Consider the following 13523-nt stretch of genomic DNA (forward strand, 5'->3'; position numbering starts at 1 on the left):
GAGGTTTTGTTTATGTTTTTCCATACAGGAGAACTTCAATATCATGCCAAACCGGACGCTCCAGATCCGGTGTTTGCTAAACAAGTACAGGAATTGATCGGCGGGCAATTCGGCGAAATGTCCGTTGCCATGCAATACTTATTCCAAGGGTGGAGCACAAGAGGAAACGAAAAATATAGAGATTTGCTGATGGATACAGGAACGCAGGAGTTGGGGCATATTGAAATGCTGGCAACTATGGTGGCAAGGCTCCTCGAAGGGGCCCCTGTTTACGAACAGGAAAAAGCTGCCAGCGATCCGATTGTCGGAGCCATCATGGGCGGCATGAATCCGCAGCATGCAATCGTCCACGGATTGGGCGCTTCCCCAAAAGACAGCAACGGCGTCCCTTGGAATGCGGGATATATCGTAGCGAGCGGAAACTTACTGGCTGATTTCCGTGCCAACGTCAATGCAGAATCGCAGGGCCGTTTGCAAGTAGCCCGCCTGTACAGCATGACAGACGACAAAGGTGTGAAAGATCTGTTTTCATTCCTATTGGCACGCGATACGATGCACCAAAACCAGTGGCTTGCTTCCATAAAAGAACTGGAAGCGAAAGAAGGTCCGATTGTGCCTGGAACACTTCCGCCCGAATGGGAAGCAACCGAATACTCCCATATTCTTTACACGAATTCTGAAAGCAGCAAAGACCTGAAATGGATGAATGAGCCTGCGCCGGATGGCCATGAATTCACATTTGGCAAACCGGAGCCGCTCAGCACGAAACCTGTATTGAAACCAGCTCCGCCAGAAGCTCATAACTCATTGCCGGAGGATAAATTAAAATAATCCTCTTGAGGTTGTCCCAAAGTCATTTGCAATGGCTTCCAGGGGCGGCCTCTTTGTTTTTCTTGTCTAAAGATTAGGAGGGCAAAAGATGTCGAAAAAAGCCTGGGTCATGAAGCAGAAATGGAAAGATGTCGTTTTTTTGCACTGGCCAGTGGAGGCGGATTGGCTGCGCCGTTTTGTGCCAAAAGAATTGGAAATCGATTTATATGATAACCGGGCATGGATTGGTGTTGTACTGTTCCGTGCAGAAGCTACACGCCTTCGGTTGCTTCCGCCGGTTCCAAGCACACGGTCCTACCTGGAGCTGAACGTCAGAACATATGTGAAATACGGAAATAGGCAGGGTGTGTATTTCTTCAGTTTGGATGCAGATAGCCGGCTTGCAGTAATAGCTGCTTCCTTCGGTGGATTTTTGCCCTATAAACATGCCGATATGAGCATGTCAAAAAAAGCGGGGCAGTGGATATTCGCCAGCCGGAGAATCGAAGAAGACGAATTTCCGGAATCCTTTAGAATGACTTTTAAAGAAGAACCAAAGCCCATTGCGGCGAGCCCTATAGAGCAATGGCTGACGGAACGTTATTGTTTGTGGACAAAGCCTAAAGGTCAACTATACCGTGTGGATATTACACATTCACCTTGGAAACTCCATTATTTAAAAGGCCAGGTCCATCAAAACACACTGGCTTCGTATCTTCCTGGTTCCCTTCATCATCATCTGCCGATGGCTCATTATTCAAAAAAACTAAAAACCAGGTTTTATTGGCCAGTGAAAGAGTTATAGAAAAAATACTTAACTAAAATTAAAATGGGTTTTGGAGAGTTTTCAGACTGCTTAAAACTCCAGGTCTATTGCTGTTTTGGATCCCAAAAAAATGAAAACAGACCCGGAAAACTCCAGGTCTGTTGCTATTTCAGGAGCTGATATAATCTCCACCGTTTACATGGATCGCCTGGCCTGTCACATAGGTAGAATCTTTGGAAGCCAGATAGACATAGGCAGGAGCCAGTTCTGATGGCTGTCCGCGCCGCTCCATTGGTGTGTCTCCACCATGTTCTCCTACTTTTTCTGCACCGAAAGTCGCTGGAATCAGCGGTGTCCAGATCGGACCTGGCGCCACTGAGTTCACTCGGATGCCTTGCTCTGCGATATTGGCGGACAAGGAGCGGGTAAAGCTCGTGATCGCTCCTTTGGTTGATGAATAATCAATCAGTTCTGGAGAGCCGCGATAAGCTGTGACGGATGATGTATTGATGATGCTGTCGCCTTTTTGAAGATGCGGCAGGGCAGCTTGTGTTAAGTAGAACATACTGAAAATATTGGTTGAAAAAGTCTCCATCAACTGATCCGGGCTGATGGCCAGGAAATCATCCTGCGGAAATTGTTTCCCGGCATTATTGACCAAAATATTCAATTGGCCGAATTCAGAAATGACATCCACTACCAGCTGATTGCAATTTTCCACATTACTGATATCTGTAGCAAACTTAGCCCCTTTGGCTCCGTAGGCTCTAATCGCTTTGATCGTTTCATCAGCGTCTTCATGCTCATCGAGATAAGCGATAGCGACACTGGCACCTTCTTTTGCATAGGCAACTGCTACTGCACGGCCAATGCCGCTGTCTCCACCTGTAATGAGGGCGACTTTGCCTTCCAGTTTTCCGGAGCCTTTATAATCCTCATCATCGTAAATCGGTTCAGGGTCCATCTGCTCTTCTGAACCGGGTTGTTTTGATTGTTCCTGTGGGTCTACCTGTTCATCAATTTCTTCGAATTTGTCTTTAGCCATAACGAATCCTCCTTAAATTAACTAGCATCATGTTCCCTATTCCCGCTGTTGTTTCACTTAAACACAAAAGCAATTATTTGGAAGACTGCTGTTCAGAAAGGAAAGAAAAACGGAAACACCTATTTGAAATAGGTGTTTCCGTTTTGGGATTTAAAATTATTCAGTGAAGATTTTACGATTCTCCAGTAACTACTCCACAGGCAATTCTATCGCCAGAGTCGCCAGATGGATCCGTCATTTGATCATCTTCTGCTGCATGGATGACAAGCGCCGTTCCACCTTCTTTAAGCAGAGAGTGTTCCTCGCCGATTGCGAGCGTTACATTTTCAGCTGTGAATTCCTGCGAAGCCGTGCCATCATCGCTTACTTCAATATTCGGCAAATCTCCAGCATGCGGTCCGTCCGGATTATCCATCCCATGCATGGCGCCGGTCGGATTAAAATGGCCGCCGGCTGATTCGAAATCAGGGGCTTCACACATACCGGTTTCATGGAAATGAATGCCGTGCACACCTTCATCCAAGCCTTCGACTTCAAGTGCTACCATTACACCAGCATCTTCTTCAGATAATTCCGCAGTGCCAATTGCATTTCCATCACTGTCCATCATTTCAACAGTCAGCATCAGGATTTCTTCACTGCTTTCCTCGTCTGTCTCGTCTCCAAGCTGCGGCAGGTCATCTCCATCGTCTTCCGGTTCCGGTTCTGTTGCGCCGTCAGATTCTGTTGGTGGGTCTTCTGCGCTTTCATTGCCGCAGGCTGTTAAAAATAATAAGAAAGCCAGTGCCAAAATAAGCATAAGCCAACGCTTCATCTGAATTCCTCCCTCATAATCGTGTTATTCTACATTACACATATTTACAGGGCGGTAAACGCAATTTTCTGAAATGGCTTCTTTTGTAGGATAAGAAAGGTTGCGGTTGGAACGAGTTCTTCAGACGTAATTCTACGGTTCACTTATCTAGCTTTTCTTCTGCCGAAAACAAACAATAATCCCAAAAGTACAGAAACAACACTTGCGAAGAGGGCTGGTTTGAAAAATGGCGGCCGGTAGGTCAAGGAAACTTGGTTGTCCCCAGTCTCTAACGGAACTGCAAGAAAAGCATAGTCAGCTCTCAGCACTTCCGCATCTTGTCCGTTCACAGTTGCCCGCCAACCGCGTTCGTAAGGAACGGACAATTTCAAGTAATCGTCATTTTCCACATTCGAATAATCAAGGGTGACATGGCTGCCGTCAATTATTAGATTGCTGGATAAATCGGGTTGATCGGCCTGTTCCCGCAAGATCTCGTAGGACTCTGAGTAAAGTTGAATCTCGTCTAATTCATACGTGCCTTCCGGTAGGCGTATTTCAACTTGTTCATCAGCTGGAATTCGAATGGTGAGATCATCTACAAATGTTTTATAGACCGACTGATTGGATTTTCTGGTGGTGTGATAACCATTTACCTGAAGAGGAAAGCCTTGATCGGCTGCCTTATTTTCCAAATGGAAAGAAACAAATAAATCGCCACCGGATTCGGACGGAGTATCCACGCTCAAATTTAAGCCGCCAGTTTCTTCAGTCACCTGCAATAAACCATTTTCATAAGTTCCGCCGACTTCTGTCACATCAAAAGCGGTCGAGTTATCGCCGGATCCTGTAAGGTTTTCAGCGCCTTGGCCCTGATCGAATACAACACCCGTCAGCATGGCCTGTTCGCGCATCAAAGGAGATGTTTCCGCTAACTGCTGTTCCTGGTATACGGTGGAAGTGGACCGCGCAAACGGCAGTACATAGCTATTTTCATAGACTGCATAGTTTTCGCTTGAATAAATTTCAGTGAAGCCATATGGAATATTCTCGTCCGCATGTGGACGGATGATATATTTGCCCTGCAGCAGACTGTGCAGATTTGCCCGATTGCCCAGCGTCGCATAGCGGCTGACGCTTTCACGTCCCATATCAATTTCAAGGTCGAATAGGTAAAAATACAAGAGGTTTTTATTCAGAATACTGGAATATGCACTCAATCCCTGGAAATCCTGAACGATGGGCGTATTGTTCCGGACGCCTTCCATCCATTCAATCCGATAAGGGCCACCAGTTTCTTTTGTATGGATGTAATCCAGCAGTTCATTTATTTCAGGATCATCATATTCGTCCCCGGTCATCAGCTCTTCATTCACCTGCGAAATATCCCCATCTTCCAGAATTTTCTCAGTCTGATACAGGTTGGAGAACAATAAAGTCCATACAAACAGGAATACCATCAGCAGGCCTTTAAACAAAGGTTTTTTAGAGTAGGTATAAAAGAACAGCAACATCAGTGAAATCAGCAGGTTGCAGAAAGTGAGAATCGAAACCCGCGAATCGATCAGGAGATTTTCATCGCCCCATGCGTAAAGTGCAAAACAGAAAATCGCAAAAACAGCAGCAATGGCAAAACGCCGCAGCGTGAATCGATGCAATTGATCGAATGCAACTGCAACAGTGCCTCCCATAACCAAGGATAAAAAGTATTCCCAGCGGTATTGTGGAGCGGAGAACCCGTTGAAGGCACTGCCGATCAACGGGCTATGGTGCATGAGGACTCCCGCTATGCCAAGAAGCGCAAACAAGCGGAACGTTTTATGGCGGTACAAAAAACCGCAAAACAACAGCAGGACGAAAACCGCCGGCAAGACGATAAAGCGGCTATTGAATAGAATATTGTCCGTTACATCAACCCATGGAATATCCTGCTGAAAAGGCGGCCTGTGGTTGTTCAGGTACGCGTAAACAGCAGGGACGAAGGAAACGGCGCTGATGCCTGCACCAATCAGGCCTGCCACGGCAAAATTCATGACTGCTTTTTTCTTGTCCTCGCCCTCTTCACTTAATGGGATGAACAAGCGGAAAAGAATATAGATGCCGGTCAATAAAAGGTTGATGTAGGCAAAATAGAAATTGTCGATCATTGAAACGGCAACCGCTGCTAAAAACCAGCCGGGCTTTTGTTCACGGAAGATTTTTTCGGCACCAAAGAGGAGGAGCGGCAGCCATAAGAAAGCATCTGCAAAAAATTCCCAGTATGTCACGTGACGGAAATACATGCCTGAAATGCCGTAAAGTGAAGCACCCAGCAATGCTGAATACTTTGAGATTTTCATGTACATGAACAGGCGCGCCGTGATGAACAATACAACAGCCAGACGGACGATGCTGATAAAGACGGCAGCATTTGCCCAGAACAGCACATCCGTTTCCTGGACGATGTTGATCGTCTTCAAAATGAAAACAATCACCACCGAAATCAGGAAGACGATGGATGTAGAGAAATAATAAGACAGCTCACTGAATGTACCGGCCCCCAAGCCGAAATCAAACGAGTAAAAAAATTCTCCTCGGGTATATTGTTCATATAAAAGATGCTTGAAAGGCATCATTTGCGAAAGCCCGTCATTGATTCCTACCATGAAATGGCCGCGTGTCCATTGATGGAGAAAAACGCTGTGTCCAATTGTCGATAGGAGGAAACTGAAGGCTAACAGAAGAAGAGCAGGGCGTAGCTTTTGCATAGAGTCACCGTCTTTTTGCTTATTTTGGCTGAACCGTATCTTTAAGAATTCTGCCGGATACGATAAAGGTGATGGGAATTGTGAATAAAACCGCCGCGAAAGGCGCAATATTGCTGTTTAGGTGAAGAAACTCAACGAAAATATAAATCAACACTGTGGAAACAGACATATTGACCACTTGTGTTAAAGGAAAGTACAGGTATTTCTTAAGGGTTGGCTTGATGCGATACGTCACATAACAGTTCAAGAAAAAAGAAATATTCAAGCTGATCAGAAAGCCGACAATATGCGCAAGCAGATAAGGCCAAGCAAAAACATTATGAAGCACAAGGTAGATGGTGTAATAGCTCAACGTATTGAGGACGCCGACAAAAATAAAACGGGTAAACTCTGTATTCAGCGCTTTAAGGCTCATCGTATTCATCCACATTGCTGATATCCACAAGGAAATGCGGCCGCTGTTTGGTTTCATTGTAAATGCGTCCGATGTATTCGCCGATGACACCGAGGCTGATCAATTGAATGCCGCCCAGTAAAAGGATTGCCGTAATCGTTGTAAAGTAGCCGGGAGCACCGACGCCTTCCTGCAAAATCGTGTATAAAGTATAGAAAATGTAGATGAGTGACAGGAACAAGACCAGGAAGCCTGTGTAGAAACAAATGCGTAAAGGCTTCATATTAAACGAAATGATGCCGTCGATGCCGTAATTGACCAAGCTGTTAAACGACCATTTTGAATCGCCGTCAGTCCGCAGTACATTTTCATAGTTGATGGTTTTTTTGCTGAGGCCAATCCAGGAGAACAGCCCTTTGGAGAAGCGGTTGCTTTCACTCAATGCCAGAATCGCATCGATCGCTTTTCGGCTCAATAACCGGAAATCGCCTTCGCCGTCCTGCAAGTCAACATCGGTGATGGAGTTGATCAGCTTGTAGTAAAGGGAAGAAAGTATGGATCTGACTTTGGTATCCCCGGTGCGCGAGCGTCTGGCTACTACCTGGTTGAATCCTTCCTCATAGCCCTGGACCATTTCCCCGATCAGTGTGGGCGGGTGCTGCAGGTCACTGTCCATAACGATGGCCGCGTCCCCTCTGATGCGTTTCAAGCCGGCGAGCATCGCCGATTCTTTTCCGAAATTCCGTGTCAACGAAATATATTTTACGTTGTCATGTGCTTCTGCCAGTTTTAAAATTTCCTGGAGGGTGCCATCACTGCTGCCGTCATTGATGAACATAATCTCATAACGATATGGAAGCGACTCAAGTTCCTTCGCCAATTTAACGTACATGGCAACGATATTGGCTTCTTCGTTATAAGCCGGCACTACGATAGAAATCAGCTTCATATTTATTTCCCCTTTCAAACTGCTCTTTATAATATCTCTTTAACCTATGACTACCCACGCCATTTAAGAAGTATGCCTCAGGAAAGTGAAACTTCCTGGACTTAGATACGTATTAGTATACGTTAGGCATTTTAAGAAAACATCTGATTGAAAATTCAGCGTGGATTTATCTCCAGTAAAAATTCAAACTACAAGAGTTTGAATGCAAGAGGCCTGAATATTCGGATTTGCTGTCAGGCTCTATTCGTTGAATTTTACATGTTGGACAGATACCATTAAAATAGAATACATACTGATGAATGGAGAGTGTTTACGAATGGCGATCAATCTAGTAAAAGGTCAGAAAATTGATTTAACAAAAGGACGTTCATCGCTTTCAAGCATTATGGTTGGTTTGGGCTGGGACCCAGTCGCTAAAAAGAAAAGTGGAGGATTCCTGAGCGGCCTGTTAGGCGGCGGAGGCGGAGCTGATGTTGACTGTGACGCATCTGTCCTATTGCTGGATGAAAACGGCAAACTGACGGCCAAGGAAAACCTGATCTACTTCGGCAACAAGAAAAGCAAGGATGGCAGCGTGGTTCATTCTGGTGATAACTTGACTGGCGAAGGTGAAGGCGACGATGAAACGATCAATATCGACTTGAAAAAGATTTCCCCTTCCGTACATCGCTTGGTATTTGTTGTGAACATTTATAATGCAAAACAAAAGAAACAGGATTTCGGCATGATTGAAAACGCCTTTATCCGGTTAGTCGACAATCAGTCGAAAGAAGAATTGATCCATTATAACCTTACCGATAATTATGCAGGGCAGATGTCATTGATTACAGGCGAACTTTACCGCCAAGGTGCAGAGTGGAAGTTTTCTGCAATCGGCGAGGGCGCGTCAGAACCTGATATCGGATCAATCGCAAACAAATATTCTTAAGGAGTGATGGAGCAATGGCAATCAACTTATCAAAAGGCCAAAAAGTAGACTTAACGAAAAGCAACCCAGGTTTATCCAAAGTAATCGTAGGTTTGGGCTGGGATACCAATAAATATGATGGCGGACAGGATTTCGACTTGGATTCTTCGGTCTTTCTGTTGAACAGCGAAGGCAAAACAGCTTCTGAAGCTGATTTCATCTTCTATAATAATACAAAAGGCGCTGCTGGTGCAGTCGAGCATACAGGAGATAACAAAACAGGCGAAGGTGAAGGCGATGACGAACAGGTGAATGTTGACCTTTCGGCTATTCCGGCCTCAATCGAGAAAGCGACTTTTGCCATCACCATCCATGACGCAGAAGCACGCGGCCAGAACTTTGGCCAGGTAAGCAATTCATACGTCCGCATTGTCAACGGAGACACAAACGAAGAATTGATCCGCTACGACCTGGGTGAAGATTTTTCAATAGAAACTGCGGTTGTTGTCGGTGAACTTTACCGTCACGGAGGAGAATGGAAATTTAACGCCATTGGCAGCGGTTATCAAGGCGGCCTAGAGTCTCTTGTGAAGGACTTTGGCTTAAACAGCTGAGCAAACGATGGAAAAGCAAGGAGACTGTCTCCTTGCTTTTTTCTCCATTCATATATGAAATGATAATTTGAACGGGCTGTAGCTAGCAGCATGCCGGGAGGGATCACGCATGAAACATTTTAACGGATTGACCGATTCTGATTTAAAGACTTTTTTTAAATATTCCCCGGCAGAATTTAACCGTGATACGGAACGGGAAACCTTAAGCCTGGCCTTGGGTGCAGCACTTTATACACCAGGATCCAGAGTGGATTTCGCTCAGAAAATTTTGAATGGGGACTACAATAGCGGTGCGTTTTCCGGCTTGACGACATTGATTGTCTGCTTGGAAGATGCAGTAGCCGATACTGAGCTCGAGCAGGCGGAGGACAATGTTGTAGGCGAGTTAAGAATATTGGAGAAAGCGAATGCAGATCAATTGGCAGCAGGTCCGGCTCTATTTTTGCGGGTTCGGACGCCGGATCACTTGGATAAATTGATCAAAAAGGCGGGATCTGCATTAAGCGTATTGACGGGAGTTGTTTTTCCGAAATGTCTGCCGGCAACATTGCCATCGTTTTTTGATGCATTGGATCGCGCGAACAGAGCAGCGGGCAGAAGACTTTATGCACTGCCTCTTCTTGAGACGAAAGAACTGCTGTACAGCGAATCCCGTGAACAGACGCTGACTGATCTGCACAGGATTATGCAATCGGAAGCTGAACGGATTTTGACCGTTCGTGTGGGTGCAACCGATTTTTCAAGTCTATACGGCCTGCGGCGACCTGCGGACCGGACAATTTACGATGTCCATGTTATCCGGGATTGCCTGATTTCCATCTTAAACCGTTTTGGCCGTGCAGAAGACGGCTTTACGGTCTCTGGTCCTGTATATGAACATTTTTCGAGCGGCGAACGTTTGTGGCTTTCCTCCACGCCGGAACAAACACTGTGGGAAGAAGTCCAACTGGATGTTTTGAACGGTTTCAAAGGAAAAACCTGTATTCACCCTTCACAGATCTCAATCGTCAATGCCGGCCATATCGTAACGCTTGAAGCCTATGAAGATGCCAACTTGATTTTAAATGAGGGCGGCAAACGCAATGGTGTTCTGCAAAGTCCTAAACGCAATAAAATGAACGAAGTAAAACCGCATTTGAGCTGGGCAAAGAAAATTGCCGCTCAAGCGGAAGTCTACGGGGTGCTGAATGAAAACTATCAACCAATCGACGTCCTCAACCATATCCGGGCAAGCCAATTATCAAATCAATACTAAGCTTTGGAATAATTTGGATATTGATATTTTTGTTGAGGCTGCTTATCCGGGCCTCTCGCCGGAGTCGCTATTTTCGGTTGCACTGCGCGTCAATAAAAAGCGTCAATTTCTCTTTGTCAGTAAACTGATTGCCAAACATTTGGCGGTTTCTCCTTCTTTGGCTCTCGGTACAGGAACATTGCTTGCCTCCTTGCTGATGGAAGAATTTGGGCTTGAAGGATATCCAGATGCGCTCTCTCTTGTGGAAATGATCGAATCCGGATCCTTAGATCGTCATGTAAGTTTTCAGGCGCTGCAATTCAAGAAAGCGATGCCTGAAAAAACGGTGTTCATCGGTATGGCGGAAACGGCAACCGGTCTTGGGCATTCGGTTTTTCAGCATTTCGACGAAGCTGCCTATATCCATACAACGCGTGAAGAAATTATCGGCATCACCCCATCTTTTGTCTTTGAAGAAGAACATTCCCACGCAACGTCCCATAAAGTATACGCGCCTTCGGGTATGCTTGAAGAAGCGGAGACCATCGTTTTGATCGATGATGAAATCTCTACAGGCAATACGCTTTTGAATCTGGTTTGTGCATTGGATGATCAATTTCCCGGAAAAAATTATGCCTCACTGTCCATTCTGGATTGGCGGAACAGAAGCCAAAAAGAAAAGTTGGAAGAAATGGCAAATGGCCGGAATATCAGCCTGAAGGTGCTGTCCTTAATGGCTGGCCGCTTCGATCTGTTGCACAGCACAGCACCTGAAGAACCTGAATTGATTCCATTGAGCAGTGATGGCTGCAGACTTCCGGATGTCGAATTGGCAGGGGAGAAGTTATCTGTGGGGTCAAAAACCGGTCAGCAGTATATCTCTTATACCGGGCGCTTTGGCATCACCAGCAAGGAACATGATGAAATAGCGGTCTGGGCAGAATCGGCAGCCCAACAGGTCGTAGGCACAAGCGATAAGGCGCTGGTTATTGGCATAGGGGAAAATATGTACCTGCCATTGCGTTTTGCTTTGGCATTAGGCGGCAACCCGCTGGTGCAGACTACGACGCGCAGTCCGATTTTCGCTTCGCAGACAGCTGGCTATCCGATTAAGGAAAAAGCCAGTTTTATGTTGCCGGATGCAGAAGGAGTCAGCCAATTCATCTATAATTTGAATGAACTGGATATTGACCGGATTTACCTGTTGGCTGAATCTGTCATCGACAAATCCGAATGGCAGCCACTGCTCGCTTACCTGGAGAAAAAAGCGCCAGTGGAATGGATATCCCTGACAACTACCAAAAGGAGTGAGGAAATCGAATGATAGCAACCGGTCTAGTGAAAACGAGTTATCCGAAAGAAGATATCACTTTCCTATTGAAAGACGTAAGCGAAGAATTCGTTGAAAGCACGTTGGAGGAACGGGAAAAAGCGGTTCAGACGGGTGCCCATTATGCAGAGCGGCTGCCGATGGAATATCGGCCTTCTGAGGAGTACACCAATCTTTATCATGAAACGGTCCTGAAAACCAAGGAACAATTAAGCTATCTTGTAGGCTTGGTGACACGCCGGATTTTCATGAATGCCGGGACGGATGATATTGTCCTCGTGTCATTGGCACGTGCGGGCAGCCCGATCGGGGTTTTGATCCGCCGCTACGCTGAGCAAGTGATGAATATGAAATGGCCCCATTACAGCGTATCCATTTTACGCGATAAAGGGATTGATGAAAAAGCAATCGATTCTATCCGGGCTGCGCATCCGGCCAGCCGCATCCAATTTGTGGATGGCTGGACCGGAAAAGGGGCTATACAAAAAGAATTGACCAAAGCGGTCAAGGGCCTCAATGCAGAAAAAGGCATGGAACTGTTTGACGACATGGCAGTGTTGGCGGATCCCGGTGCTTGTGCGGTTTTGTTCGGTACGCGTGAAGACTTTCTGATTCCAAGTGCCTGTTTGAATGCTACCGTATCAGGTTTGGTGAGCCGCACGATTCTCAACAAATTGTATATTGGTGAAAATGATTTCCACGGAGCGAAGTTTTACGGAGAGCTGCTCGAAGAGGATCTGTCCAATGATTTTGTCGATCAGATTACGGAATGCTTTGCCGTAACGCGTGAAAGAGTTGAAACGGATGCGGTCTCTACGCCGGTGACAGCGGAAAGAACCTGGCAGGGCATGAAGGAAGTCGAGGCTATCGGCCAACAGATGTACAGTGAAACCGACTATCATCTGATCAAGCCGGGAGTTGGAGAAACGACACGTGTTCTTCTTCGCAGAAGTCCGTGGAAAGTTCTGGTCAATAGCCTGGATAATCCGGATGTCCATCATATTTTGATGCTGGCAAAAGAAAAAGAGGTGCCGGTAGAAGTCGTTCCCGACTTATTTTATCGCGCAATCGGCTTGATCCGGTCGGGTAAAGAAATATGACGGTCCTATTCGCCAGCGATTTGGATCAGACCCTGATTTATTCACGTAATTCGATGGGAATAGACGTGACAGAAGATGAGTTGGTTGAAGTGGAGCGCTACGAAGGCAAGCCTTTATCCTTCATGACCCAAAAGAGCCAATTGGAGCTGTGGGAAATCAGCGACGCTGCATTCTTTTTGCCGGTGACTACGCGTACGCAGGCTCAATACGAGCGAGTGACCGGCATTTTCAGAGGGCAACAGGCGCCGCGTTTTGCGGTCATCTCGAACGGGGCAGTCATTTTAGAGAATGGTGAACCGATCAAGGAGTGGTCGGAAGAAATCCGCAGGAAGTGCATCAGCCGCAAAACCATCATTACAGAGTTGCTGCCGGAGATCGAGCGGCATTTCTCCGAAGACTGGGTATTGAAAGTACGTGAAGCGGACGATTGGTTCGTCTACCTGATTGTAGACCGTGCACGTTTTCCTGAAGACAAGCTTGAGTTCTATACGGCGGCATTTAAGAAACTGGGGTGGGGAATGTCGCTCCAGGGCAGAAAACTTTATTTTATGCCGGAAAGCATTACGAAAGCAGCAGCCATGGAGTACGTCAAGAAACGCCTTGGTGCAAGTTACGTCTTTGCTGCCGGAGATTCGCTGCTGGATCTCGACTTATTGGAAAGTGCAGATTGCAGCATGCTGGCCTCCCATGGCGAAGCGGTGAGGAGTGCGGTTCAGGTATCTGAACATATTCACAAGACGGATAAACACGGCATTAAAGCAGGAGAAGAAATCTTAGCCCGTGTTGCTGAGGTTTCGTTGCAGTATAAGTAAGCAATAAAGCAAGGAGAGATTC

13 protein-coding genes are annotated in these 13523 nt (G+C 46.3%); 8 read left to right on the plus strand and 5 right to left on the minus strand.

Annotation, left to right across the window (positions count from 1 at the left end; translation table 11 throughout):
* Positions 1–12: 12 nt before the first annotated feature.
* Entirely contained in the window at positions 13–831 is an 819-nt protein-coding gene (locus AC1MEO_RS15960) for a manganese catalase (RefSeq protein ID WP_480332061.1), read from the plus strand.
* 88 nt (positions 832–919) lie between these two features.
* Positions 920–1615, plus strand: coding sequence for a YqjF family protein (locus AC1MEO_RS15965; protein WP_480332063.1), 696 nt, complete (start codon positions 920–922; stop codon positions 1613–1615).
* A 130-nt stretch (positions 1616–1745) separates the two neighbouring features.
* On the opposite strand, the gene AC1MEO_RS15970 is transcribed toward AC1MEO_RS15965, so the two are convergent.
* From AC1MEO_RS15970 to AC1MEO_RS15990, 5 genes are all read right to left on the minus strand, one after another.
* Entirely contained in the window at positions 1746–2621 is an 876-nt protein-coding gene (locus tag AC1MEO_RS15970; protein ID WP_480332065.1) for an SDR family oxidoreductase, read from the minus strand.
* 172 nt (positions 2622–2793) lie between these two features.
* Entirely contained in the window at positions 2794–3435 is a 642-nt protein-coding gene (locus tag AC1MEO_RS15975; RefSeq protein WP_480332067.1) for a superoxide dismutase family protein, read from the minus strand.
* Positions 3436–3578: 143 nt separating this feature from the next.
* Entirely contained in the window at positions 3579–6161 is a 2583-nt protein-coding gene (locus tag AC1MEO_RS15980) for a YfhO family protein (RefSeq protein ID WP_480332069.1), read from the minus strand.
* Positions 6162–6180: 19 nt separating this feature from the next.
* A complete protein-coding gene (locus AC1MEO_RS15985; protein ID WP_480332071.1) occupies positions 6181–6576 on the minus strand; it encodes a GtrA family protein in 396 nt (131 codons plus the stop codon).
* On the minus strand, positions 6566–7510 hold the full coding sequence (locus AC1MEO_RS15990) for a glycosyltransferase family 2 protein (RefSeq protein ID WP_480336124.1): 945 nt from the start codon (positions 7508–7510) through the stop codon (positions 6566–6568). The genes AC1MEO_RS15985 and AC1MEO_RS15990 overlap by 11 nt, the downstream gene beginning before the upstream one ends.
* A 310-nt stretch (positions 7511–7820) precedes the next feature.
* Between AC1MEO_RS15990 and AC1MEO_RS15995 the strand changes: the two genes are divergently transcribed.
* The 6 genes from AC1MEO_RS15995 to AC1MEO_RS16020 all read left to right on the plus strand — a co-directional run bounded on the left by AC1MEO_RS15995 (position 7821) and on the right by AC1MEO_RS16020 (position 13501).
* Positions 7821–8432: a TerD family protein gene (locus AC1MEO_RS15995; RefSeq protein ID WP_480332073.1), complete on the plus strand. Its 612-nt coding sequence runs from the start codon at positions 7821–7823 to the stop codon at positions 8430–8432.
* 14 nt (positions 8433–8446) lie between these two features.
* On the plus strand, positions 8447–9025 hold the full coding sequence (locus AC1MEO_RS16000; RefSeq protein WP_480332075.1) for a TerD family protein: 579 nt from the start codon (positions 8447–8449) through the stop codon (positions 9023–9025).
* A gap of 109 nt (positions 9026–9134) precedes the next feature.
* The gene (locus AC1MEO_RS16005; RefSeq protein WP_480332077.1) at positions 9135–10280 is read left to right on the plus strand and encodes an HpcH/HpaI aldolase/citrate lyase family protein; all 1146 of its coding nucleotides are present in this window, start codon (positions 9135–9137) and stop codon (positions 10278–10280) included.
* Positions 10213–11583, plus strand: coding sequence for a phosphoribosyltransferase family protein (locus AC1MEO_RS16010; protein ID WP_480332079.1), 1371 nt, complete (start codon positions 10213–10215; stop codon positions 11581–11583). The genes AC1MEO_RS16005 and AC1MEO_RS16010 overlap by 68 nt, the downstream gene beginning before the upstream one ends.
* Positions 11580–12689, plus strand: a complete 1110-nt coding sequence (locus tag AC1MEO_RS16015) for a cysteine protease StiP family protein (RefSeq protein ID WP_480332081.1) — start codon at positions 11580–11582, stop codon at positions 12687–12689. The genes AC1MEO_RS16010 and AC1MEO_RS16015 overlap by 4 nt, the downstream gene beginning before the upstream one ends.
* A complete protein-coding gene (locus tag AC1MEO_RS16020) occupies positions 12686–13501 on the plus strand; it encodes a hypothetical protein (protein ID WP_480332083.1) in 816 nt (271 codons plus the stop codon). Before AC1MEO_RS16015 ends, AC1MEO_RS16020 begins: the two co-directional genes overlap by 4 nt.
* The last annotated feature ends 22 nt before the right edge of the window (positions 13502–13523 follow it).

The organism is Planococcus sp. BI3 (assembly GCF_056680115.1).